Here is a 24,906-nt window from a genome sequence, read left to right on the forward strand (position 1 = left end):
TTGGCGCTGGACTAAACAAAGGCCCCCTTTTAGGGGGCTCACACAAAGCCACCTTCTTTAGAAGGTGGTAATTTACTTTTAGCCGCTAATGCTCTTCTTAAATACAACCCTAGATAACCTTCAGTCGATCTTGCTCTTAGTTCTGGCCTCTCAAATTCAAAATGAGCGCTTATAACTACTTATAGTTAATTTTATTAAAGTGTGATGATTAATTAACAAAAATACATGAACTTACATGTAACCTAGCCCTCTTATCCTGTTTTGTCATAACTAAGCTGTGCTAATATAGCGGCTCGTTCATTTTTTAGTTGAAGCTCTATGTTAGAAGTGTCTAACCTGACAGCAATCCGTGATGAAAGGGTTCTGTTTGAAAACCTGCAGTTTGAAATTAAGCCTGGTGAATTGGTCCAGATCGAAGGGCGTAATGGTACTGGTAAAACTACATTGCTACGGATTGTGACAGGGTTAGGTGATAGAGAAGAAGGTGTCATTAAATGGAAAGGCGAAGAGGTTGAAAAATCTCGTGATGTTTTCCATCAAGATCTGCTTTTCTTAGGACATCAAACAGGAGTGAAACGAGAGCTTACCGCATTAGAAAACTTACGTTTTTATCAATCTATTCAAAATAATCGCTCTTCAGACGAAGAAATCTTTATCGCTTTGACTCAAGTAGGATTAGCTGGTCGAGAAGATGTGCCTGTAGCACAACTTTCCGCAGGTCAGCAACGACGAGTCGCATTGGCAAGGTTATGGCTCAGTAAGCAAATTTTATGGATTTTAGATGAGCCGTTGACTGCCATTGATAAGCAAGGCGTCAAGGTGCTTGAATCTTTGTTCGCAAGTCATGCTGATAATGGCGGTATTGTTGTGTTGACGACGCATCAAGATATGTTTGCGGACAGCCCGAAACTTAGAAAAATAAAGCTGGGTGACTGATATGATTTCCTCGATGACCACCATCATTCGTCGTGAGCTCCTAATCGCATTTCGCCGTCAGGCAGACATTCTGAACCCGTTGTGGTTCTTTATTATTGTCATTACTCTCTTTCCTCTGAGTATTGGACCAGAACCTAATTTGTTAGCACGTATTGCAGCGGGCATCGTTTGGGTTGCCGCATTGCTGTCCGCCTTATTATCATTAGAGCGTCTATTTCGTGATGATTTTCAAGACGGTGCACTAGAACAAATGATGCTAATGCCGATTCCATTGCAACTTGTAGTGGTTTCAAAGGTCATAGCACATTGGTTGTTAACAGGGTTACCTCTGATTTTAATTAGCCCATTATTGGCGGTTTTACTTTCGCTCGACTTCAATACTTGGCTATCGGTTGTATTAACCTTGATGATCGGTACACCAACACTAAGTTTTATTGGCGCCATTGGTGTGGCGTTGACTGTTGGGTTGCAAAAGGGTGGCGTTCTTTTGAGTTTGCTTATTCTTCCGCTCTACATCCCAATTTTGATTTTCGCAACATCGGCAATTGATGCTGCCGCACTCGGTATGGCGTATAACGGTCAACTAGCGATTTTAGGTGCGATGCTAATGGGGGCGATGACATTAACGCCTTTTGCCATCAGTGCCGCATTACGAGTTAGTGTCAACTAACTCAATAAAGTGCCAATGAAGCGGCGCTTGATCAAAGAATTATTATTAAAGCACTGCTACGGTCTCAACCCTTTAGACAGTGTCCCTGAAGTAAGAGTGAGAACAAAACATGTGGAAATGGCTACATCCTTATGCCAAGCCAGAAGCAGCTTATCGTTTGAGTGGTAAGTTTCTGCCTTGGTTTTCTGTATTGGCCCTCGTATGCTTATCGGTTGGTACGGTTTGGGGGCTTGCATTTGCGCCTTCAGATTACCAACAAGGTGACAGTTTCCGAATCATCTACATTCATGTCCCATCAGCTATTTGGTCTATGGGCGTTTATATGTCGATGGCGATCGCTGCATTTATTGGCCTAGTATGGCAAGTTCGCCTATCTGATATGGCGGCACTTGCGATGGCTCCGATTGGTGCAGTATTTACTTTTATTGCTCTACTTACAGGTGCTGTTTGGGGCAAGCCTATGTGGGGCACTTGGTGGGTATGGGATGCCCGTCTTACATCTGAATTGATTCTTCTATTTCTCTACCTTGGTGTGATTGCGCTTTACCATGCGTTTGACGATCAAAAAACCGCTGCAAAAGCCGCTGGTATCTTAGCGATCGTAGGCGTAGTAAACCTACCTATCATTCACTTTTCCGTGGAATGGTGGAACACGCTTCATCAAGGTGCGACGATCACGAAATTTGAACAACCTTCTATTTCATCCGACATGCTTTGGCCGTTATTGCTGAACATCTTTGGCTTTGCGTTCTTCTTTGGTGCCGTGACGATGGTCCGTTTTCGTAACGAAATCATCAGTAAAGAAAGTCACCGCCCTTGGGTGCGCAAACTCGCAACAGAACAAACTCAGTGAGGTAACTGATTATGCATTTTGAATCTCTGAGCGACTTTTTTGCCATGGGTGGCTACGCATCATACGTATGGAGTGCGTTTGGTATTACTTTCTTATCCATGCTGATTCTTCTGATCACTAGCCTTCGCCGCGGTGATGCATTATTGAAAGAAGTGAAAGCAAAAATTGACCGTCAAGCTCGTATCGACGCAGCGAAGAACATGGAGAACACCTTATGAACCCGAGACGTAAAAAGAGGCTAGGTATTGTACTAGCGATCTTTATCGGTATTAGTGCCACCATTGGTTTGATACTTTATGCGCTTAATCAAAATATGGACCTTTTCTACACTCCAACGGAATTGGTTAATGGTAAGCCAGATGGCACCAAGCCAGAAGTAGGCCAGCGTCTGCGTATCGGTGGAATGGTGGTTGTGGGCTCAGTTCGTCGAGATCCTAATTCTTTGAAAGTGAGTTTTGACCTGCACGATGTCGGTCCGAAAGTGACGATTACCTATGACGGTATTCTTCCTGACTTGTTCCGTGAAGGGCAGGGTATTGTTGCTCAAGGTGTACTGAAAGATGCCACGACAGTTGAGGCATTTGAGGTCCTAGCGAAGCACGATGAAGAATACATGCCACCAGAAATTGCAGAAGCGATGAAGAAAACGCATGAACCGCTTCAATACAGCACCGAACAGAAACAAGGAAGCGGCCAATGATTGCTGAAATCGGTCACTTTGCTCTCATTCTTTCGCTTGCAATGGCAGTGCTGTTGAGCGTATTGCCATTGTGGGGAGCATCGAATAATAACACCATGCTAATGAACACAGCGCGACCGCTATCTTGGTCTATGTTCCTGATGCTGTTGTTCTCTTTCGCCATTTTATGTTGGGGATTTTATACCAACGACTTCACGTTACAGTATGTAGCGAGCAACTCGAATAGTCAGCTTCCTTGGTACTACCGTTTAACCGCAGTATGGGGTGCACACGAAGGTTCACTGTTGCTATGGGTTTTAATCCAAGCTGCTTGGACTGTCGCTGTAGCGACGTTTAGTCGTGGTATGCCGCAAGAGTCGGTTGCACGTGTACTTGCTGTTATGGGCATGATCTCAGTGGGTTTCCTACTGTTTATCATCCTAACGTCGAACCCATTCCTACGTACGTTACCGTTCTTCCCGGTTGACGGACGTGACTTGAACCCTCTGCTTCAAGACCCTGGTTTGATTGTTCACCCGCCAATGCTTTACATGGGCTATGTTGGTTTCTCGGTTGCATTCTCTTTTGCGATCGCATCCCTAATGACCGGACGCCTTGATACTGCTTGGGCTCGTTGGTCTCGTCCTTGGACAACCGCAGCATGGGTATTCTTAACACTTGGTATCGCACTAGGTTCTTGGTGGGCTTACTACGAACTTGGCTGGGGTGGCTGGTGGTTCTGGGACCCAGTAGAAAACGCATCATTCATGCCTTGGTTAGCGGGTACCGCATTAATGCACTCTCTTGCCGTGACAGAAAAGCGCGGCACATTTAAAGCGTGGACGGTACTATTGGCAATCTCTGCATTTTCGTTGAGTTTGTTGGGCACCTTCTTAGTCCGTTCCGGTATTTTAGTATCGGTGCACGCGTTCGCGTCTGACCCGTCGCGCGGTATGTTTATTCTAGGCTTCCTCGTTTTCGTTATCGGTGGCTCTTTATTGCTGTTTGCCGTAAAAGGGGCAGCAGTGCGTGTACGAGGTAACTTCGACTTAGTCTCACGTGAAAATGCGCTCTTAGCCAACAACGTATTACTTATCGCCGCTCTTGTTGTGGTGTTAGTGGGGACACTGTTGCCGCTCGTACACAAGCAGCTTGGTTTGGGGTCGGTCTCTATCGGTGCGCCATTCTTTGACATGCTATTTGCGTGGTTAATGATGCCATTTGCTTTCCTGCTTGGTATTGGCCCTCTTATTCGTTGGAAGCGAGACAATTTATCTAAACTTGTGAAACCAATGCTCGTTTCAGGTGTGCTTGCTTTCGCCTTGGCCGCGCTATGCGTGTACCTGTTTGCCGATTTCTTCTCAACCATGGCTTACATTGGTTGGGTGATGGCGATTTGGATTATTGCGATGCATGGCTTTGAACTGTACGAGCGCGCAACGCACCGTCATAGCTTTAGTGAAGGTGTTCGCAAGCTGCAACGTAGCCACTGGGCAATGATGTTGGGTCATGTTGGTCTGGCGGTATCTGTTATCGGTATTGCGATGGTACAGAACTACAGCATCGAGCGTGATGTACGTTTAGCACCTGGCGAACACTTCCAAATTCAAGGCTATGATTTCTACTTCTCAGGCTTGCGTGATAAAGATGGTCCAAACTACGATGGCTACATCGCAGACTTTGAGATCACACACGATGGCAAATACGTGAATACGCTTCACGCAGAGAAGCGCTTCTACCGTACGGCTAAGTCTATGATGACTGAAGCAGCCATTGACCGTGGTATTAGCCGCGACTTATACATTGCAATGGGTGAACGTTTAGACGACAACCGATCTTGGGCTGTTCGTATTTACTATAAACCGTTCGTTCGTTGGATTTGGGCTGGCTCTTTGATTATGGCATTAGGCGGCGCACTAGCGATTTCTGATAAACGCTACCGCTTCCGTAAATCGCCGAAGAAAAATGCGAAGTCAAAAGAGCAGGAGGCATAACATGAATAAGAAAATCTTATTTATTCCGCTTGTCGCTTTCATGATTCTAGCGGGCATTTTCGCAACCCAATTAATGCGTAACCAAGAGGGCGATGATCCAACTAAATTGGAGTCGGTTTTGGTTGGCAAGCCAGTTCCTGAGTTTCATTTAGAAGACCTGGCTGAGCCTGGAAAACAGTACGACCAATCAATTTTTAAAGGTGAACCGTTGCTCTTGAACGTTTGGGCAACGTGGTGCCCAACGTGTTATGCAGAGCATAAATACCTAAACGAATTGGCGGGTAAGGGCGTTAAGATCATCGGTATGAATTACAAAGATGATCGTAATAAAGCAATAGGTTGGCTGAATGATCTCGGCAACCCGTACTTGATCAGCCTATTTGATGGCAGTGGTATGCTTGGCCTTGACCTTGGCGTTTATGGTGCTCCAGAAACATTCATTATTGATGCAAATGGTGTGATTCGCTATCGCCATGTAGGGGATGTAAACCCACGTAATTGGTCAGAAACACTGGAGCCGCTTTACAACAAATTGGTTGAGGAGGCGAAGCAATGAGAAAGCTAATTCTTGCCGTTTTTGCTGCGATGACATTATCTCTTGCTGCTCATGCGGCCATTGAAGTGTACGAGTTTGATAATTTGGAACAAGAACAGCAGTTCAAAGAGTTAAGCCATACGCTCCGTTGCCCTAAATGTCAGAACAACACGATCTCGGATTCTAACGCTGAACTTGCTCAGGACTTACGCCATAAGGTGTACGAAATGACCAAAGAAGGGAAGTCCAAAGATGAGATTGTTGATTACATGATCGCCCGTTACGGTAACTTCGTGACTTACAACCCACCATTTACGGTCGCGACTGCGATTTTGTGGCTAGGGCCACTCGCTGTAGTACTGGGTGGTTTTGGTTTGATTGTGCTGCGTAGCCGTAAATCTAAAGTTAAGGCAAAAGCGAGCAGTGACGAGCAATGGGATGAGCAAAAAGAAGCTCGTTTAAAAGCATTGCTTGAAGAAGAGAACAACGGAGATAAGAAGTAATGACACTATTTTGGATTTCCACCGTTGTTCTCACGCTTATTGCTTGTGCGCTGGTGGCTTTGCCGCTGCTTAAACAAAAAGCGAACAATGATGATGTGTTACGCGATGAGCTTAACAAGGCATTTTATAAAGACCGACTATCTGAGCTTGCAGAAGAAACTGACGAAGGTCTAGTTGAAAGTGAAGACGAACTGATTTCTGATCTAAAGCAATCACTGCTTGACGATATCCCTGGTGATAAAGCGCAAAAAGAAACTAAGGTTTCTCCAATCGCGGTTTTAGTTCCATCGGTAATTCTGACGGTGGTGCTGAGCTATGGTTTGTATTATAAATTTGGCGCGTCAGACGATATTGTTCAATGGCAAGAAGTGTCTGCAAATCTACCTGAGTTATCGAAAAAGCTGATGTCGGCTTCTTCTGAGCCGCTGAGTGACGATGAAATGGCGGATTTGACCCTTGCCCTTCGAACTCGCTTACATTACCAGCCGGAAGACTCGACAGGTTGGTTACTGCTAGGTCGTATTGCGTTAGCAAATCGTGATGTCACCACAGCTATCGATGCGATGGAAAAATCGTACCGCCTAGAGCCAAAAGATCCTGATGTGATGTTGGGTTATGCACAAGCTCTGATGCTGTCTCAAGAGGAAATGGATCAAGCGACGGCTCGCTCATTACTCGGCAAGCTGATGCAGCAAGACTATGTCGATCTGCGTGTGTTTTCTTTGTTAGCGTTCGATGCGTTTGAGCGTCAAGACTTCCCGGCAGCCATCAAGTACTGGGGAATCATGCAGCAAATGATTGGTCCAGAAGATAGTCGCTACGAGATGTTGTCACGCAGTATTGAGAGTGCTCGTAAGCAAATGGGCGAAGCGGTTTCACCGGATAAGAGTGTAGCAGTGACAATTAATGTGGCACCAAATGCTCAGTTGGATCCAAACGCAGTTCTGATTGTGTCAGTACATCGTTCAGATGGCTCCCCGATGCCTGTGGCTGCTGCTCGTTATCCGCTAGGTACTTTCCCTCGCACAGTCGTATTAGATGATGGCAATGCCATGATGCAAGGGCAAAAGTTATCTTCACTCGATAAGCTAATCGTCCGTGTGCGTGTAGATTCTGACGGTAACGTAGCAACGCGTGATCAAGATTGGCACGGAGAAAGTGACGTCGTTGAATTTGGCGCACCAGTAGAAGTGACCATTGATCAGCAGTATTAATTGTTAACATCTGTCTCTGAAACATGACAACGAGGTAGAGTCAGTTGCCTTTAGTGGTATGACTCTAAACGATCGAGTAGAATACCGAAGGCCAGCGATTGCTGGCCTTTATTTATTCCCATATCTGAGTCATCTTTACTATGTATCCTGCTCAACATACGTACAATGGTTAATCGGGGTGACTTAGGTACATTAATAGTCGTTATGGAAAATAAAATGTATAACAAGGGTAAATCTACCTTCTTGTTGCTGTTAGCCGTTGGACTGGTTGGCTGTTCAAGTGCGCCTGATGAAGCAGTAACAGGACAAGAAACAAATCAAACGACTTCTGATGTGTATGACCCGTTGGAAGGCTTTAACCGAACCATGTGGGAACTCAACTACGAATATTTAGATCCGTATTTGGTTCGTCCTGTATCACTTGCGTATGTAGAATACACGCCAGTTCCTATTCGTTCTGGTATCGCTAACTTCTTATCGAACTTAGATGAGCCAGCAAGCATGGTTAATAACTTAATCATGGGTAATGGTACGAAAGCCGTGGACCACTTTAACCGTTTTTGGATTAACTCGACGTTCGGTATTTTCGGTTTATTCGATATTGCAAGTGCCGCGGGTATTACGAAGTACGACGAGAAAGCGTTCAGTGATGCAGTAGGCCACTATGGTGTTGGAAATGGTCCTTACTTCATGGTTCCAGGTTATGGTCCGTATACCTTACGTGAAGTGACAGATACCGTAGATAGTACGTATTTACCCCTCTCTTATCTCAACTTCTGGGCGAGTTTGGGTAAGTGGGCGTTTGAAGGAATGGAGAAGCGTGCTTTATTAGTACCGCAAGAAGCGCAGCTAGACTCGTCGCCGGATCCATATATTCTAACTCGCGATGTTTATATCCAGCGTCAAAACTTTAAAGCAGAAGTTGAAACGGTAGAAGAAGTTAACATCGAAGAAGAAGAGTATTTAGATGAATATCTAGAAGACTTTTAAGCGTTGTTCTTCATAATCGAGAAATGAAAAAAGGCTTAGCTGATGCTAAGCCTTTTTTGTATTTTGCAGCTTGGTTAGAAACGGTAGTTTGCTTGAACACCGATTAGCCAAACATTACCCGTAGTTTCGCCTACAAATTGCCCGCCGACTTGTTCTGCAGTGTCGTCTGACTTGTAACCACGAGACTCAACGATTGGTGCGTCTTTCGCAAAAATATAGGTGAAGCCAGCGTCTAGGCTGAAGTCTTTCGTCCAATCGTACGTTGCGCCAATACTTAGCCAAGTACGGTCAGTTTCTGGAATAGTAATCGTGCGGTTTTTGTCGCTTACCGCTGAAGTATCGTATGCAATACCAGTGCGTAGCGCTAGCTTAGGATCAAGCTGGTAAGTAGCACCAACAGCAAAGCGATAGTTGTCTTCCCAGTTTTCTACTTTAACCATATGCGTGCCAGCAGTATTTAGACGTGCTTCCAATTTCTCGAAAGAGCTCCAATCCGTCCAGTTAACGCTTGCGTGTAACGCAAGTTGGTCTGTTACTTGGTGGAAGCTTGCCAACTCAGCCGTTGCAGGCAGGTTTAGATACATGTAGCCGTTGTCGCGTTCAGAAGTACCGAAGCCAAAACCAAGACCTTCAGCATGGCCTTCAAGCTTTAGTTCAACTTCAGATTTGTACGCGAAGCCGATACGGTTATTTTCATTGATCTGCCATGCTGTACCAACTTGCCAGCCCCAAGCGGTATCGTCACCTTCCATGTATTTTAGAGCGGTACCTTGAGGAACACTGATTGGTTGATTAGTTTCAGGATTTAACCCTACAACGTTATTCCTAGGAGCTGCTGCGCCAAAGCTGCCTTCGCCGATGATGTAACGGATACCACCACCAACGCTGATTGATTCATTGACTTTGTAAGCTGCGTTCAAGTTCGCTTCCATTGTCGTTACGCTTGCTTCGTTACCGAAGTGCGAGGCACCAAAGCCTTTACCTAAATCGGTTTCCATGCCGTAGTTGGTGCCAAATGCCAAACCAATCGCGAATTTCTCATTATATTGGTGTGATAGGTAGAAGTTTGGAATGATTGCATCATGTGCGAAATCATCTGAAGATGCAGAAGAAGTACTACCGTGGAAGTTTACATCACCTTCAATATCAATATTTGGGTTCACATAGATTGCACCAACGGACACTTGAGTGCCTTCCAAATAAGTTAGCATTGCTGGGTTACGCCATTGTGCACTTGCGTTGTCAGCCATTGCTGCTTCACCAGCATATGCTCGACCTAGGCCTGTTGCAGAATATTCAGCAAGTTGGAAACCTGCTGCGTTAGCCATGCCCGTTGCGCCAAGTAGGCTTAATGCCACTGCTGTTGATAGAAGAGTCTTGTTGGTTTTCATTCGAATGTTCGCTGATTTGTTTATAACGTGGGACAAAAGTTTAAAGGTAGAGTTTTTACTTTAGAAATGAAAATCCAGCGTAAGTGGTCATTTGGAATATTATGCTTTTAAATGTTATTTGTGCGGTTTAATAATCTAACTGTGAAAGGCTTGTAAACGGAATTCAGCGAACAGCTGTGCGTCCTAATTGTGAGATTTAGATACACGTGTTCACTCAAATTGAGTGGGCAATAAATCGCAGATATGAAAAAAGGCTGGAAATCCAGCCTTTTATATAAAGTATTTTTCTACTAACTAACAGCGAAGCGTTTAGAAGCTACGGCTGTATTGTAAGCCGAATAGAATTGCATCAGCATGAGTTGTTGCTGTTACACCGGTAGAAAGAACAGGAGATAATTGAGTATTCTCATTAACTTTTACATCTTCACCTAACAAGTACGTGAAGCCAAAATCGATGTTTGAGCTATTATCAATATGGTAAGAGAAACCTGTGGAGAACCACTGGCGATCAGAGTCTGGTACCGAGATAGACGTTACTTTATCTTGAGCGCTTGTGTCGTACATGTAACCAGCACGAAGTGTCCAGTTGTTGTTTAGGTAGTAAGTACCACCAATTGCGTAGTGCCAGCCATCTTGCCATTGATAGTCTTTCGAGTAACCACCTTTAAGTAAACCCTGATTTAGGTTCTCAAAATCAATTTGGTCGAAATCTTTCCAGCCGATGTATTGGATGCTGTAGTGTACAGCAAACTTAGTGTCTTGGATTTTGTGGAAACCAGAAAACTCGGCCATATCTGGTAGAGGTAGCGTGATTTCCTGACCTTTGTCGTCTTTCGCCGTAAATTCAGGGCTGTAACGATACGCTAGACCAAAACGGTTGTTTTCATCTAGTTCGTACACAGTACCTACGTTAAAACCAACAGCCCAACCATCAGCTTTATCTACGTCCAGAATTTTTTGACCGCCAACCCTTGGGACTGAAGAGCTAGTTGTACGCTTCATTGTGCCTTGGCCGTAGATTAAATCTAAACCAGCACCAAAGCTCCATTGTTCGTTTAAACGGTAAGAACCCGCCAATCCAAAGTTGAAGCTTTTTACATCCGTAAGACCACCGTACTCTGTTGCGGTGTAGTTATCTGAAAATTCAGTTTTAGTGCCGAAATTAGAGTATGCGTTTACGCCCCATGCAAACTTGTCATTTACTGGAACGATTAGGTGAATGTTTGGAGCTATTGACGTATCACCCACATCATCAGTATCAGCAACACTTACAGTATTGGAGCCCAAAGGAGTATTAACGTTATATTTCGCATCTTTCACTTCAATCATTGAAGTAATGCTTTCGAAACCTAGCGAAAGTTCCATTTTATCAAACAGAGCCATTGCTGCTGGGTTACGAGCCATTACTGCTGCATTATCTGCGATTACTGCATCACCAGCAAATGCACGGCCGATGCCAGTTGCTGATTGAGCGTTGATTTGGAAACCCGCTGCCATCGATTGACCTGAGGCAAAAGCTACCGTTACTGCTAGGAGAGTCTTTTTAAACAGACGCGTGTTCTGAGTCATTTGTTTTTCCTTATTAGATTCGTCTCTTTGGACGATAAATTGAGCTTTTGCTCAGTGGCGCAGATAGTAGTATCAATAATTGCTTGGACAAATCCGACCATTGGATAAAATTGAATAAAAATTGCAGAAATGATGTCTAAAAGACGGGAAATTGCACTTAAAATGCATAATTTAGAGTTTAAGCTCTAAATGCTATAGCGGTGGTGAATGTTTTGTGCTATATTTATACAAAAATGCCGCTAAATAAGATCATTTAGCGGCATTTAACCTTTTGAAAGCTGGAAATCGTCGAAGTTGTTACATCGGCTTAATCATTGATGCAAGAGTCGTAGCGATAGCATCAATATTTTCACCTTCTTCCCCGACTAAAATCAGGCTTGAACTCCCAACGGGCTGAACGACTCCGGTCATGCCATCCTTACTAAAGTCGGTACTTTGTTCGCTTGGAATACCAGTAATAAATAACGTTACTTTACCTTTTGGACCTTGGAACACCATATGCACCGCATTGGATTCGCCAAAACCGCAGTGGTTTAGGTAGTAAACGTGATATGGAAAGTTTTCACTAAACTGGTAATGAAATGGCGACATTTTCGCATTAATTTGCGAGCTCGGTACATCCTCATCAAGATGACGAACAAACGGTTCTTCATGAATAACGTGTTTCATCGCGGTATCCGCTAAACTGGCTTGTGCTGGAGACACCAAAACATTTCCCCAGTTTACTTGGCCAACTAATAACCCTGCGGTGAACGCAATAGAAGCGGCAAGTGCCATTGCTTTGCGGACAAAGTTTGGTCTTACGACCTTCTCTTCATCAAGTGCACTCGACGTCTGGCTAAATAAAATCTTATCTGCGAGATCTTCGGGTACATCCACATTCATGGCTTGTTTAATTTTTACATCGAGATCCAAAACGTCATCAACAAACTTATTGTTGGCGTCGCTACCAGCTAAAGCTTGCAGAATCTCTTCATCCTTTTGTTTTGGATCCGACAAAATACGACGACGAAATTCTAAATCATCCATTCTTTTGTCCTCTCTTGGTATCTTGAGAATCCAACATCTCTTTAAGTTGATTACGAGCGCGAAATAGTCGAGTCATCACTGTGTTTTTATTTAAATCAAGAATGTCACCAATTTCTTCTCCACTGAAACCACCAACAACTTGGAGAAATAAAGGCTCACGGTATTCAACATCGAGCTTCATGATCTGTGCCTGCAGCCATTCTTGCTGATGATGTGGTTCATCGCTGACTTTAGCATCATTGCCGTAATCATCGATATCAACTAAATCAAATTGTTTACGTTCGAAGCGGCGCGCATTTTCTCGTCTCAATATTGTGATGAGCCAAGACTTGGCAGCTTTTTCGTCCTGGAGGCTATCGAGTGACTTCCAAGCTCTAAGACAGGTTTCCTGAACTAGATCTTCCGCGACCGCTTTATCTTTGCACAACCAATATGCGTAGCGGTACAAGTCACGATGATACCCTCGGACGAGCGCTTCGTATTTTCTTTGCTTGTCCATATCAGAGTTGACCGGACTGTTGGAATTTTTCTTTCCAAACATTTTTAATATGGCCACAGGAGCCTCCATCCTCGCTCTGTGAGTTTCTTATTTGTTCTGAGCATGACTTTACTTGCTTCATCGCTTAGCGGTTTTGGTTGCAGGATTTGTCATGCAACCCCTTTGACACAACAAGCCATGTGGTTACCTAAAAGTGTATACGCAAATGTCAGATATCATCGAACACGAATTGATATATATTGTTAACAATATCATCATTAGTAATCAATGGCTTGGATAAGTTCATTCGATGGAGCATTAAAAGGGACTTCTGATGGTGGATTCTTGAATTGTTTTGAATCAATAATCGCTTTAGGTGAGCTTAAAACTCGTAAAATCACTATAAAATTGATCTATTTCAAAATATCAAGCAGTGAAGGGGTTATAGTACACCTTGTCATCTCGTTAGTCATTGCGACTAACATGTTGAGCAAGATGACACTTCCTTTTGAAGGCTGACTTTACTTTCTCCTAATCAGGAAACTGATTACTTTTCAATTGGCGTAAGTTAATTGTTTTATAGATATTCCGACCACACAGTTATGTGTGGTTTTTTTTTGCTTCGATTTTACTTTCCGTATACCTCTTACCGTTTTAACTCTCTATAGTTAACCATTAGTAATCGCATAAGAATCAAAGAAGTAGAGTAATTGAACTACTTGCTTCACGTTTATTTAAACGCACGTTTGATAAATTTAACAAATTCATTACAATGCATCAGGTCAGACCTCTTGTATTTAAGGAGAAACAATGGGCAAGCAGGAAGTAAAAACACGCAATGGTGAGCGTGTCGCTATTGTCGCGGGGCTTCGAACTCCCTTTGCTCGTCAAAGCACGGAATTTAGCCAAGTGCCAGCGGTCGATTTAGGGAAAATGGTAGTAAGCGAAATGCTTGCTCGAACAGATATTGCTCCGAAGCTAATCGAACAAGTGGTATTTGGACAAGTAGTACAAATGCCTGAAGCGCCAAACATCGCACGAGAAATCGTATTAGGCACTGGTATGAACATCCATACTGATGCATACAGTGTGACTCGAGCGTGTGCGACGAGTTTTCAAGCGGCGGTTAATGTCGCAGAAAGCATCATGGCGGGAACCATCGATATTGGTATTGCTGGCGGTGCAGACTCTTCTTCCGTCCTGCCTATTGGCGTATCAAAGAAACTGGCCGCTAATCTGCTTGCTCTTAGTAAGACAAAAATAATGGGTCAGAAGCTTAGTATCCTCAAAAACTTGAGCTTTAAAGACCTGATGCCAGTGCCACCAGCAGTAGCAGAGTACTCTACGGGTTTATCCATGGGACAAACTGCAGAGCAAATGGCTAAAACACATGGTATTTCTCGCGCAGAACAGGATGCGCTTGCACATCGTTCTCATACGCTGGCTTCTCAAGCTTGGAAAGAAGGAAAAATCCAAGATGAAGTGATGACGGCTTTCCCTGAACCATACAAAAAGTGGATTTCGGAAGATAACAATATTCGTCATGACTCAACGGTTGAGGGATACGCGAAATTGCGACCTGCGTTTGATCGTCAGTATGGCAGTGTTACGGCTGCGAACAGTACGCCATTGACTGATGGTGGTGCGGCAGTGATGTTGATGCGAGAAGGTAAAGCGAAAGAGCTCGGAATGGAGATTCTTGGTTACATCCGAGGTTATGCATTCTCTGCTATCGGCGTGGAAAAGGACATGCTGATGGGGCCGACTTATGCTACAGCGAAAGTGCTTGAAAATACAGGCTTGGAACTGTCAGACCTGACGTTGATCGACATGCACGAGGCCTTTGCTGCTCAAGCATTGGCGAATGTGAAGATGTTTGCTTCCGATAAGTTTGCTCAAGAAAACCTTGGTCGCTCAAAAGCGATTGGTGAAATTGACATGGATAAGTTCAACGTGCTTGGCGGATCAATTGCTTATGGTCACCCATTTGCTGCGACTGGTGCGCGTATGATGACGCAAACCCTACGAGAGCTAAAACGCCGTGGCGGTGGTATTGCATTGAATACCGCATGTGCTGCTGGTGGTCTTGGTGCGGCAATGATTCTGGAGGTTGAGTAATGAGCGAGCAAAAAGCATTTAGTCTAAAGGTTGATGAGCAAAATATTGCTTGGTTAGCAATTGATGTTCCTAATGAAAAAATGAATACGCTGCAGGCGGCTTTTGCTGACGAAATGAAAGAAATTTTTGCTCAGCTAAAAGACTCCAGTGGTATTAAAGGGATGATCATCCACTCCCTCAAACCGGACAATTTTGTTGCGGGTGCTGATGTTCGAATGCTAGAAGCATGCACCACAGCAAGTGAAGCGGAAGCCTTAGCAAGGCAAGGTCAGGAGTTGTTCCAGCAGCTATCGGACTTACCTTATCCTGTCGTTGCGGCTATTCATGGCCCATGTTTGGGCGGTGGTTTAGAACTGGCTCTTGCATGTGATTATCGTGTTTGTACGGATTCTGACAAAACGCGTTTAGGTCTGCCAGAAGTACAACTTGGTTTATTGCCAGGTTCTGGTGGTACTCAGCGTCTGCCACGTTTGATTGGCCTGTTACCGTCGTTAGACTTGATCCTGACGGGTAAACAACTTCGTGCGAAGAAAGCTAAAAAATTGGGCGTTGTGGACGCCTGTGTGCCTGACACCATTTTGCTCGACGTAGCAAAACAGTTTATCGACAAAGGTAAAAACAAGGGCACGAAAAAGCTATCGACGAAAGAAAAGGTGATGTCTGGTAGCGGGCTAGGGCGCAAGTTTGTATTTGAGCAAGCTGCGAAGAAAACGAATCAAAAAACTCGCGGTAACTATCCAGCAACGGTTGCAATTCTAGAAGTTATTCAACATGGCTTAGAGAAAGGCTTCGCTAAAGGTCAAGAACTTGAAGCGAAGCGCTTCGGTGAGCTTGTGATGAGCTCAGAGTCAAAAGCGCTCCGTTCGATCTTCTTTGCCACAACAGAAATGAAGAAAGAAAATGGCACGGATGCGAAACCAGCACCAGTTCATAAAGTTGGTGTGCTTGGTGGTGGTCTGATGGGCGCCGGAATCAGCCATGTGTCTGTTGCAAAAGCAAAAGTACCTGTTCGCATCAAAGACGTTAGCAACGATGGTGTTTTAAATGCGCTCAACTACAACTACAAGTTATTTGAGAAACAGCGCAAACGTCGCATTCTATCCAAGGCCGATCTGCAAGCGAAAATGCTGCAACTGTCTGGTGGTGTCGATTTTACCAGTTTTAATCATATTGATGTCGTAATTGAAGCCGTTTTTGAAGACTTAGATCTTAAGCAAAAAATGGTGGCGGACATTGAAGCGAACGCTAAGACAGAAACTATCTTTGCGACCAATACTTCTTCGTTGCCTATCCACAAAATTGCAGAAAAAGCAGAGCGTCCAGCAAACGTAGTTGGTTTGCATTACTTCAGCCCAGTAGAAAAAATGCCTTTGGTGGAAGTGATTCCACATGAAACGACGTCAGATGAAACCGTTTCAACAGTTGTTGCACTTGCTAAGAAGCAAGGTAAAACCCCAATCGTAGTGAAAGACAAAGCGGGCTTTTACGTGAACCGCATTCTTGCTCCATACATGAACGAAGCGGCGCATATTTTGTTGGCTAACGAGCCGATCGAAAAGATTGATACGGCGTTGCTTGATTTTGGTTTCCCTGTCGGCCCGATTACCTTACTGGATGAAGTCGGTGTCGACATTGGCGCGAAAATTATGCCGATTCTGGTTAATGAGTTAGGTGACCGATTCAAAGGCCCGGATGTGTTTGATATCTTGTTAAATGATGGACGTAAAGGACGCAAGAGTGGTAAGGGCTTTTACACTTACAAGGGCAAGAAGAAAGATGTCGACAAATCAGTTTACAAACTGCTTAAGCTCGACCCTGAATCTAAGCTAAGCGATAACGATATTGCGTTGCGCTGTGTGCTGCCAATGCTGAATGAAGCGGTACGTTGTTTGGATGATGGCATCATTCGCTCGCCACGTGACGGTGATATTGGCGCGATATTTGGTATTGGTTTCCCACCGTTCTTGGGTGGTCCGTTCCGTTACATGGACCAATTTGGCATTAAAGAGCTCGTAGAGAAAATGAATGAGTTTGCATCGAAGTATGGCGATCGTTACGCGCCATGTGATGGTTTGCTTACTCGAGCTGGTGAAGGGACAACGTTCTATTAAACGTTGCTTCGGTAGAGAAAAAAGGCTTGCCAGTGGCAAGCCTTTTTCATAAAGAAGAAATGGTTACTTCTTCTTGTCTTTCTTATCTTTATTGTGGCCTTTACCTGGGTTGTCGTCCCCGTGAACGCTGCTGTTACCTTTTTTGTCTTTATCATTCCACTGCTTTGAAGAGCAATCATCTGATTTGATGGATACATTGTCTCCGCTAAGGCGCACACAGTCGTCACTTAATTCGAAGCCATCGCCTTTGACTGAGAGTTCAGCGTAAGCAGATGCCAATGGCAGTATAAGAGCCACTAGTAAAAGTGCTTTTTTCATGATTACCTCATTAAGTTATTTTTAGTGCGGTAATTAGAGATAAGCCGCAATGGCGTAATTTCAATTTTCTGCCAATTATGGTGCCGATTCAATCTATGAGACCGACAACCTCATGGGTTTGTAGGTACATTCTAGTAATCGACAATTTTATTTCTGAGCAACTAGATCACCCCAAGCCGCAATCTTTTGGCCGAAGTTGGAACTCTTCAATCGATCCTATTTCTTGTCCTAGATGGATGCGCGGAGCCTCCGAATGCGCTTGACCTTGAGAGTGCATGATCAAACGATTTGCAGTACGAGGTTTCAATTCGTTCACAACGAAGCGAATCATGTCTGCGCGCGTCAGCTTCTTCAACTCCGTAAGTACCTTGTCACGTTGGTTAAACTCAGTGTCTTTGTTTCCTATTGCAACCCAAAGACGTTGAGCTCGTCCTCGAAGAGTGGTGTCAGGCGTTGCTATTTGGTTCCACAAGCCGCGCTTACTGCTGTGCCATTGGTAATCGTTTAACTCTAACAACACCATATAAAAGGCATTTAAAAACTCATCGATTGAGGTAACCAGCTCGGCAGGTGCTGCATTAGGTGACTGCACATACAGTACAATACCAGGGTGACGATTTAGCGGCATATTGCCAGTGCCTACCATGTAACCTAATTGCTGCTTGGTACGGATTTCGTGGAAAAACGTTGCCGACATAAGGTGATTGGCCAATGAGTATAGCGCGATACTGCGAGGCTCAATATCCTCGCACTGGTGGTAAATAACGACTGCGGAATCTTGCTGATTACAATGCACCTCACGTTGAAAACTGCCATTTTTACCTAGCATAATGAGCGGACGAAGTGCTTCTTCATAACGTTGCTCGTTCACTCTTAGAGCATCCTTTAAGGTCGTTGCCATGTCATGGGCTTGCTGGCGTTGCCAGTCTCCGTAGACAAACATTTCGACGTGCAGTTCTGCAAGAATGGATTCTACGAATACCGAGAGTTCATCGACTTCGATTTCTTCTAGCGCTTCGACTAAGGTTGCGAAAGGCGGGTTATTGGGTTGAAGTAACCCAGTAAGTGCGTTAAACAGCTGAGAAATAGGGCGATCTTGTGAAGCATTTCTCCAGTTTCGTAACAGTTGTTGTTTGATGGTTTCAAAGCGAGCAGGGCTGAAATCTCGAGAAGCAAAACGGTGCAGAATCATTTCTAGCAACTGAGGCAGCTTTTGACTGAACCCTGAGAGGGTTAAGGTCACGCCACCTTGGTGAGCGTACATGTTGTAACCCATCCCTGCGATTTCTGCTTGATAGGTTTCTTTTGCTAGCGAATCGAGGAACATCTCTACACATAAGCGCGTTTTGACGATGTTCTTTGGTGATGCAACGGCATGAGAGCTGTCGATAGCGACATAAACGACACCTTTTGGCACGCGAAACTCGTCATCTTGCAAATGCCACAGCCGAAACCCTTCGAGATCCTCAATCAACTCTGGCAGTGAATCACCATTTTCGAGTGGCATGGGGTCGAGGTCGTAGCAAATATAAGGGTTCTTTTCCGGTAAGACGAATTGCCAGCTTGGGTCGATTTGTTGATACAAACGACGTTGGTCTTCACTAAAAGGTGTGACGGAGTACGGGGTAAAGTACCATTCGGCAGTACGGTTGTATTCCAGGCCTTTAGCAATCAAAGTGACGCGTACATTATCGATGGTTAAGTATCGCAGCAATGAACGCTGTAACTCCTCATCGTAGCCCGCCATTTTGTAGTCACCATAAACCGTGTCTTCCGGTTGATAGTGCTGCATGTTGATCACCAGATGGCTGACGAGATCCATTGGGCGCGATGGCTCTTGGAAGCGAAAAGCCGATTCTAATACCGCTTGTTTTTCGAGATAGCGCCATTCATCTAACCCGTCTTGTTTGATCATCGAGAGGTATTGAAAAACTGCTTGAACGATATCATCAACATGATCTAAGCCGTTTGGCGTCAGGGTGCAGCTTACGGTAAAGTCTCGGTAGTTACTGCCACTCGCGCCGCCGCCCGCTGAGAGAGAAGTAATCCAGCCTTTTTCTTTGAGTTGAAGCATCAAACTGCCTTCTCCTTCATAACCCAACAGGTGAGCAAAGTAGGAGAGTGGCTTCACGCTATAATGCGCATCCATTCCCGGCATGGGGAATGTGAGAATCAGTTTACGGAACTCTTTGAGCGGCTCGACTTGAACCAAAATGCCCGTGCTTTCCTCAGTGCCTATCGGTACATCAATCGATTTTCCACGAAGGTGGTGATTTGGGATGTCGGCAAACATGGTTTCTACCCAAGCTTGCTGTTCATCGAGCGACTGTGGCCCAAATAGAGTCAGTGTCATCAAATCGGCGGAATACTGAGAGTGGTGAAACTCCACAATTTCGTCGCGGATGGATTTACCATCTCGGTCGCCAAGAGTATCTAAGTTTCCGACAGAGAATTTTGAAAACGGGTGCTCTGGATTGATGACTTCTTTGTTAACTTGATACAGGCGACGAGAATCATCATTGAGTTTGAGCTTGTATTCGGAGTCGACAGCCTGGCGTTCTTTGTCTAATGCTTCTTCGTTAAACAAAGGTGCGGTAAAGAATTGGCTAAATCGATCTAAGGCACTTTCAAAGGCATTTGGAGCAATGTTGAAAAAGAAACAAGTGTGCTCTGTACCAGTCCAAGCGTTGTTTGTTCCACCGTGTTGGCTAATATAGCTTTGAAACTCGCCCACTTTAGGGTATTTTTCCGTACCCAAAAAAAGCATGTGTTCTAAATAGTGTGCCAGACCTTGGCGATCGTTTGGGTCGTCGAAGTGTCCAACGTTCACTGCCAGAGCAGCTGCCGACTGTTGAGCTGTATCGGAATGAATCAGCAGTACACGCAGTTCATTGCTCAAGGTAATGTAGCGGTATTGATTTGAATCGTTAGGACTTAGATGCACGATGCGTCTCCAGATTTCGCATTACAGTAATTTAGGCTCCCCTCGCGGGGGGCGCAAAGTTTGCGTTTCGACAAATACTGCTTGCCGTATTTTTGTTATTCGTAGACTTCTGCACAGGCCCATCGCGTTTGCGTATGGGGAAGAACTGTTTGAGTGAATGCTCTGAACTCATTGCACAGTTAAATAGTGTGATGAACTGAGTACATTCTTTTAATAGATTGTTAAGAAAGTCGCTATCTTTAACAAGCGAATTGGTATAATGAACAGATAATTATATCAGTATTTTTGTTTCGTCATTGTTAAAGTTAGCCCCGTCTATCTAATAAAGATAGCAGTCAACCTTTTGGTAGCGTTAGCTATCCCTAGGAAATAACATGAAAATATTCATCATGCGTCACGGTGAAGCCGAGCATTTTGCAGATTCAGACGCAGCACGACAATTGACCCCAAGAGGCAGAGTCGAATCAGAAGCGGTTGCGAGAGCCTGTAAAGAACAGGGTTTTGCGCAATTCGATAAAGTGTTGGTGAGTCCGTACATTAGAGCTCAACAAACTTGGCAAGAGATCAGTGCGTATTTCTCTGCAAAAAGCATTGAAACTTGTGAAGATATTACACCTTATGGCCAGTCCGAGCATGTCTTCGATTTCGCAAGTGCGTTAATAGAAGTCGAACAATTGGACTCGCTTTTGTTCGTATCGCATTTGCCTTTGGTCGGTTATCTGACTTCAGAGTTTGTAAAAGACATGACACCACCGATGTTTCCTACATCAGGGCTAGTGTGCATTGAATATGATTTACAAACACAAAATGGTGAAGTGCTATGGCATATTACGCCATAAGTGTCTAAACCAAAATAAGCGTTTGCAAATTAGAGACAGAATAAGAAAGGCAGGAGATCCCTGCCTTTTCGTTTCGTCGTGTCTACAGCAAGCTTGTTACTTTTCAGGAATTGAAAGCAACACTAACAACGCACCATCACCACCAAATTCTAGTGGCGCTTGGTGAAAAGCCATAACGTCAGGATGCTGTGCTAACCAAAGTGGGGCTTTCTGTTTCAGGATGTGTTTCCCAATACCATGTTGCACACACGCACAATGAATCTCGTTTTTGATGCAATAGGCTATCATCGCACCAAGCTCGCGTTTTGCTTCTTGCTGTGTCATGCCGTGCATATCGAGGAACACGTCCGGTACATACACGCCACGACGTAGACGTTTGACTTCATAAGTGGAGACGTCGTCACGTGCATAACGAGTTGGACCTTCATCGTTTAATAGAGGGACAAACTCGTCTGAAAAGTAAAATTCAGAGTCACTCGCTTCACGGTTGGAGCGCTTGATTTCTTTTTGCTTAGTATTTTTTTTTGGTTGCTGGATTATGGTATCCTGTCGCAACTTTTTTACGCCCTGTACTGCTTCCTGAAACAAGGCGAAATCGTCATCGTTCTCGGTGTCTTTTTTGCTCATTAGGTAAACAATTTCATTAATAAACTTTATTGGCAGTATTGTAGCGCTTTTCGGAGGCAATTTTGGATAAGATTTTTGTAGAAGAAGCGGTATCGGAACTGCATACCCTTCAAGATATGATTCGTTGGACGGTAAGCCGCTTTAATGCAGCGAACCTGTTTTACGGTCATGGTACTGATAATGCGTGGGATGAAGCAGTTCAGCTTATCCTGCCAACCTTATACTTGCCGATTGATGTGCCTCCGCACGTATTGAACTCTCGCCTAACGACAAGCGAGCGTCTGCGTATTGTTGAGCGCGTAGTAAAACGCATCAACGAGCGTACGCCAACAGCATACCTAACAAACAAAGCATGGTTCTGCGGTCTTGAGTTCTTCGTTGATGAGCGTGTACTTGTGCCACGTTCTCCTATCGGCGAATTGATTCAAGCGGAATTCCAACCTTGGTTGGTGGAAGAGCCTACGCGCATCATGGACCTATGTACGGGTTCTGGTTGTATCGCGATTGCTTGTGCGCACGCTTTCCCTGAAGCAGAAGTGGATGCTATCGACATCTCTACAGATGCTCTACAAGTGGCTGAGCAAAACGTACAAGATCACGGCATGGAGCAGCAAGTGTTCCCAATTCGCTCTGATTTGTTCCGTGATCTTCCAAAAGAGAAATACAATCTAATCGTGTCCAACCCACCATATGTGGATGAAGAAGACATGAACAGCCTGCCAGATGAGTTCACGCATGAGCCTGAGCTTGGGCTAGCTGCGGGTACGGATGGTCTAAAACTAGTGCGTCGTATTCTTGCTAACGCGCCAGATTATCTAACAGATAACGGCATTCTTATTTGTGAAGTCGGAAACTCAATGATTCATATGATGGAACAGTACCCAGAGATTCCATTTACTTGGATTGAGTTCGAGAACGGCGGTCATGGCGTGTTTATGCTAACGCGTGACCAGCTGGTTGAGTGTGCAGAAGAGTTTAAACTGTACAAAGACTAATAGAGTCTTGCACTAAACATCAAAACACCGAGCTTTATGCTCGGTGTTTTTTTATGCATACCTCGCCGATATTAACTCTTTACATCAAAACGTAATAAAGCCACTATGAATCCACGAAGAATTGGAAAGCAGCTATGCTCTGTTTTGAGAGAGCGTGGCGATAAAAACTTGAGGAAGTAATGGCAGGAAACAGTATCGGACAACATTTCCGAGTGACGACATTCGGGGAAAGTCACGGTATCGCACTGGGATGTATCGTAGACGGATGTCCTCCGGGGTTGGAAATTACAGAAGCAGATCTACAAATTGATCTCGACCGCCGTCGTCCAGGCACATCACGTTACACCACACAACGTCGTGAACCGGATGAAGTTAAAATTCTTTCTGGCGTTTTTGAAGGCAAAACCACGGGCACATCGATCGGTTTGCTAATTGAAAACACCGATCAGCGCTCAAAAGACTACTCTGACATCAAAGATAAGTTCAGACCGGGTCATGCTGATTACACTTACCACCAAAAATATGGCATCCGCGACTATCGCGGTGGCGGCCGTTCTTCAGCTCGTGAAACCGCAATGCGTGTGGCTGCTGGTGCAATCGCGAAGAAATACTTAAAAGATGAGTTTGGTGTTGAGATTCGTGCTTACTTGTCACAAATGGGTGATGTATCTATCGACAAGGTAGATTGGAACGAAATCGAGAACAATGCATTCTTCTGCCCTGATGCTGACAAAGTAGAAGCATTTGACCAACTTATCCGTGACCTGAAAAAAGAAGGCGACTCTATTGGCGCAAAAATCCAGGTTGTGGCAACTAACGTGCCTGTTGGTCTTGGGGAACCCGTATTTGACCGTTTGGATGCAGACATCGCGCACGCACTAATGAGCATCAACGCGGTGAAAGGCGTAGAAATCGGAGACGGTTTCGAGGTGGTAAACCAAAAAGGCAGTCAGCACCGTGATACGCTTGCTCCTGAAGGTTTTGGTAGTAATCATGCGGGTGGCATTCTTGGTGGTATCTCGACTGGTCAAGACATTGTCGCAAACATTGCGCTTAAGCCAACATCAAGTATCACTGTGCCGGGTGAGACCATCACAAAAGAAGGTGAACCAACTCAGTTGATCACCAAAGGTCGTCATGACCCATGTGTTGGTATTCGTGCTGTGCCTATCGCAGAAGCGATGCTGGCAATTGTGGTGATGGATCATTTACTACGCCACCGTGGTCAAAACCATGGCGTAACAACTGAAACACCGAAGATTTAAGAGCTTTGTGTCATTCCAGCGAGCTATAGCGAGACTAGGAATCTAATTTCAGCACGATGAAAAGAGAAAGAAACATCTCTGACGACAGAGTGCTCGGATAATAGATCCTGAATCATGCTCCTTCGTCGCTGTTCAGGATGACTGAGTATAAAATTGTGCCACTCACTGAATCGCGGGTGGCACAATTTTATCAGGCAACCTTTTTTGTTTAAGTAGTTTTTGCTTAATGAATCGAGCCTTCGGTTTCCAAATGGAAAGAAGGCAGACGCCACTTAAAGCGTACCGCAGCCATACGCAACATGTAACCAGTAACCAGTGTAATAATAGTGGCAGTGACATCGGGAACATTGAATTCTAATAGCGCTAAGTACATTCCTGATGCGATAAGAGCGACAGAAGCGTAAAGCTCTTCATGCAGTACCAATGGTGTTTGGCGACAGATTAAGTCACGAAGTAGCCCACCGAATACACCAGTTACTAACGCTGAAACCATACAAATACCAGGGTGCAAGCCCATGCCCATCGCAATTTTTGTTCCGATGATACTAAACACGATTAAACCTAATGCATCGAGGCGAATGAACAGACCTTTCAGCTTAATCACCCATTTCGCTAAACCTGTTGTTAGCACACCTGCAACACACGTAATTGCAAGGAACTCTGGGTTTTTTACCCAACCAAGAGGGTAGTGGCCTAATAGAATGTCACGTACGGTGCCACCACCAATGGCCGTTGCGCTGGCCACCAACATAACACCAAACCAGTCCATCTTTCTTCTACCAGCACTTAACGCACCTGTCATGGCTTCAGCCGTGATACCAATGATATACAACACACTTAGCAACATA

At 44.6% G+C, this 24,906-nt stretch carries 23 protein-coding genes; 15 read left to right on the forward strand and 8 right to left on the reverse strand.

What is annotated here, in order from left to right; all coding sequences use genetic code 11:
* Positions 1-318 precede the first annotated feature (318 nt).
* The 10 genes from ccmA (at position 319) to R7Z49_RS09370 (ending at position 8,374) form a co-directional block, all read left to right on the forward strand.
* Positions 319-936 carry a cytochrome c biogenesis heme-transporting ATPase CcmA gene (ccmA, locus tag R7Z49_RS09325; protein ID WP_005380511.1) on the forward strand — a complete coding sequence of 206 codons (618 nt, stop codon included), beginning with the start codon at positions 319-321 and terminating at the stop codon, positions 934-936.
* Between the two features lies 1 nt (position 937).
* Positions 938-1,606: a heme exporter protein CcmB gene (gene ccmB / locus R7Z49_RS09330; RefSeq protein ID WP_005380512.1), complete on the forward strand. Its 669-nt coding sequence runs from the start codon at positions 938-940 to the stop codon at positions 1,604-1,606.
* Between the two features lie 109 nt (positions 1,607-1,715).
* Positions 1,716-2,459, forward strand: coding sequence for a heme ABC transporter permease (locus R7Z49_RS09335; protein ID WP_005380513.1), 744 nt, complete (start codon positions 1,716-1,718; stop codon positions 2,457-2,459).
* 11 nt (positions 2,460-2,470) lie between these two features.
* Positions 2,471-2,677 (forward strand): heme exporter protein CcmD, encoded by a 207-nt coding sequence (gene ccmD / locus R7Z49_RS09340; protein ID WP_005380515.1) that lies wholly within the window; start codon positions 2,471-2,473, stop codon positions 2,675-2,677.
* Positions 2,674-3,159: a cytochrome c maturation protein CcmE gene (gene ccmE / locus R7Z49_RS09345; protein ID WP_005380516.1), complete on the forward strand. Its 486-nt coding sequence runs from the start codon at positions 2,674-2,676 to the stop codon at positions 3,157-3,159. The genes ccmD and ccmE overlap by 4 nt, the downstream gene beginning before the upstream one ends.
* A complete protein-coding gene (locus R7Z49_RS09350; protein ID WP_017635943.1) occupies positions 3,156-5,132 on the forward strand; it encodes a heme lyase CcmF/NrfE family subunit in 1,977 nt (658 codons plus the stop codon). Before ccmE ends, R7Z49_RS09350 begins: the two co-directional genes overlap by 4 nt.
* A 1-nt stretch (position 5,133) precedes the next feature.
* Entirely contained in the window at positions 5,134-5,688 is a 555-nt protein-coding gene (locus tag R7Z49_RS09355) for a DsbE family thiol:disulfide interchange protein (protein ID WP_005380518.1), read from the forward strand.
* Complete coding sequence (locus R7Z49_RS09360) at positions 5,685-6,170, forward strand: cytochrome c-type biogenesis protein (RefSeq protein ID WP_005380519.1); 486 nt, start codon at positions 5,685-5,687, stop codon at positions 6,168-6,170. The genes R7Z49_RS09355 and R7Z49_RS09360 overlap by 4 nt, the downstream gene beginning before the upstream one ends.
* Positions 6,170-7,384: a c-type cytochrome biogenesis protein CcmI gene (gene ccmI, locus R7Z49_RS09365; protein WP_005384453.1), complete on the forward strand. Its 1,215-nt coding sequence runs from the start codon at positions 6,170-6,172 to the stop codon at positions 7,382-7,384. The genes R7Z49_RS09360 and ccmI overlap by 1 nt, the downstream gene beginning before the upstream one ends.
* A gap of 216 nt (positions 7,385-7,600) precedes the next feature.
* A complete protein-coding gene (locus tag R7Z49_RS09370; RefSeq protein ID WP_005380523.1) occupies positions 7,601-8,374 on the forward strand; it encodes a VacJ family lipoprotein in 774 nt (257 codons plus the stop codon).
* A gap of 74 nt (positions 8,375-8,448) precedes the next feature.
* Here R7Z49_RS09370 and R7Z49_RS09375 read toward each other — a convergent pair whose 3' ends face one another.
* The 4 genes from R7Z49_RS09375 to R7Z49_RS09390 all read right to left on the reverse strand — a co-directional run bounded on the left by R7Z49_RS09375 (position 8,449) and on the right by R7Z49_RS09390 (position 12,931).
* On the reverse strand, positions 8,449-9,765 hold the full coding sequence (locus tag R7Z49_RS09375; RefSeq protein ID WP_318111577.1) for an outer membrane protein transport protein: 1,317 nt from the start codon (positions 9,763-9,765) through the stop codon (positions 8,449-8,451).
* Positions 9,766-10,074: 309 nt separating this feature from the next.
* A complete protein-coding gene (locus tag R7Z49_RS09380; protein WP_186584741.1) occupies positions 10,075-11,334 on the reverse strand; it encodes an outer membrane protein transport protein in 1,260 nt (419 codons plus the stop codon).
* Between the two features lie 297 nt (positions 11,335-11,631).
* The gene (locus tag R7Z49_RS09385) at positions 11,632-12,363 is read right to left on the reverse strand and encodes a DUF3379 domain-containing protein (RefSeq protein WP_186584743.1); all 732 of its coding nucleotides are present in this window, start codon (positions 12,361-12,363) and stop codon (positions 11,632-11,634) included.
* The gene (locus R7Z49_RS09390) at positions 12,356-12,931 is read right to left on the reverse strand and encodes a sigma-70 family RNA polymerase sigma factor (RefSeq protein ID WP_033907378.1); all 576 of its coding nucleotides are present in this window, start codon (positions 12,929-12,931) and stop codon (positions 12,356-12,358) included. The genes R7Z49_RS09385 and R7Z49_RS09390 overlap by 8 nt, the downstream gene beginning before the upstream one ends.
* A gap of 720 nt (positions 12,932-13,651) precedes the next feature.
* Here R7Z49_RS09390 and fadI point away from each other — a divergent pair.
* Both fadI and fadJ read left to right on the forward strand, forming a co-directional pair.
* Positions 13,652-14,959 carry an acetyl-CoA C-acyltransferase FadI gene (gene fadI / locus R7Z49_RS09395; protein ID WP_318111579.1) on the forward strand — a complete coding sequence of 436 codons (1,308 nt, stop codon included), beginning with the start codon at positions 13,652-13,654 and terminating at the stop codon, positions 14,957-14,959.
* The gene (gene fadJ / locus R7Z49_RS09400) at positions 14,959-17,070 is read left to right on the forward strand and encodes a fatty acid oxidation complex subunit alpha FadJ (protein WP_213915936.1); all 2,112 of its coding nucleotides are present in this window, start codon (positions 14,959-14,961) and stop codon (positions 17,068-17,070) included. The genes fadI and fadJ overlap by 1 nt, the downstream gene beginning before the upstream one ends.
* Before the next feature lie 63 nt (positions 17,071-17,133).
* Here the strand turns inward: fadJ and R7Z49_RS09405 are convergent, their stop codons facing one another.
* Positions 17,134-17,388, reverse strand: coding sequence for a CG2 omega domain protein (locus tag R7Z49_RS09405; protein WP_213915937.1), 255 nt, complete (start codon positions 17,386-17,388; stop codon positions 17,134-17,136).
* Positions 17,389-17,554: 166 nt separating this feature from the next.
* Positions 17,555-20,332, reverse strand: a complete 2,778-nt coding sequence (locus R7Z49_RS09410; RefSeq protein WP_318111581.1) for an insulinase family protein — start codon at positions 20,330-20,332, stop codon at positions 17,555-17,557.
* Between the two features lie 374 nt (positions 20,333-20,706).
* On the opposite strand from R7Z49_RS09410, the gene sixA reads away from it, so the two are divergent.
* Positions 20,707-21,171 (forward strand): phosphohistidine phosphatase SixA, encoded by a 465-nt coding sequence (sixA, locus tag R7Z49_RS09415; protein ID WP_005380537.1) that lies wholly within the window; start codon positions 20,707-20,709, stop codon positions 21,169-21,171.
* A gap of 96 nt (positions 21,172-21,267) precedes the next feature.
* Here sixA and smrB read toward each other — a convergent pair whose 3' ends face one another.
* Positions 21,268-21,798 carry an endonuclease SmrB gene (smrB, locus tag R7Z49_RS09420; protein ID WP_005380539.1) on the reverse strand — a complete coding sequence of 177 codons (531 nt, stop codon included), beginning with the start codon at positions 21,796-21,798 and terminating at the stop codon, positions 21,268-21,270.
* A gap of 62 nt (positions 21,799-21,860) precedes the next feature.
* On the opposite strand from smrB, the gene prmB reads away from it, so the two are divergent.
* Positions 21,861-22,793, forward strand: coding sequence for a 50S ribosomal protein L3 N(5)-glutamine methyltransferase (gene prmB, locus R7Z49_RS09425; RefSeq protein ID WP_005380541.1), 933 nt, complete (start codon positions 21,861-21,863; stop codon positions 22,791-22,793).
* A gap of 179 nt (positions 22,794-22,972) precedes the next feature.
* Positions 22,973-24,058, forward strand: coding sequence for a chorismate synthase (aroC, locus tag R7Z49_RS09430; protein WP_031780893.1), 1,086 nt, complete (start codon positions 22,973-22,975; stop codon positions 24,056-24,058).
* 223 nt (positions 24,059-24,281) lie between these two features.
* On the opposite strand, the gene R7Z49_RS09435 is transcribed toward aroC, so the two are convergent.
* The gene (locus R7Z49_RS09435; RefSeq protein WP_005380544.1) at positions 24,282-24,905 is read right to left on the reverse strand and encodes a trimeric intracellular cation channel family protein; all 624 of its coding nucleotides are present in this window, start codon (positions 24,903-24,905) and stop codon (positions 24,282-24,284) included.
* Position 24,906: the final 1 nt, after the last annotated feature.

The sequence above is a fragment of the Vibrio sp. 1562 genome, assembly GCF_033340155.1.
Classification (GTDB): domain Bacteria; phylum Pseudomonadota; class Gammaproteobacteria; order Enterobacterales; family Vibrionaceae; genus Vibrio; species Vibrio alginolyticus.